Raw genomic sequence first — 261 nt, 5'->3', positions numbered from 1 at the left:
ATTATTTTACGGGAATATGAACCAGCAAAGTATGAAATTATTGCTGGTGAACGGCGTTACCGGGCAATGAAGTTGTTGGACTGGGAAAAGGCACCCGCTATCGTTGAAAAAATGAACGATCACGAAACTGCATCGCTGGCCCTGATCGAAAACTTGCAACGTTCCGAGTTGAGTTCAGTTGAAGAAGCCCAAGCTTATGAAAAATTAATGGATCTGAATAATCTGACACAGGCGAAGTTGGCTAAGGGCATGGGAAAGAGC

The 261-nt window shown here is 44.1% G+C and carries 1 protein-coding gene; it reads left to right on the top strand.

Going from position 1 to position 261, the window contains the following annotated elements:
- Window positions 1–261 (top strand): ParB/RepB/Spo0J family partition protein (locus ACFILW_RS10765; RefSeq protein ID WP_375685830.1); only part of this gene is annotated, 261 nt, incomplete at both ends.

This window comes from Bartonella sp. TT110JLCBS (assembly GCF_042193405.1).
Classification (GTDB): Bacteria; Pseudomonadota; Alphaproteobacteria; order Rhizobiales; family Rhizobiaceae; genus Bartonella.
This window is presented reverse-complemented; position numbering and strand designations above follow the sequence as displayed.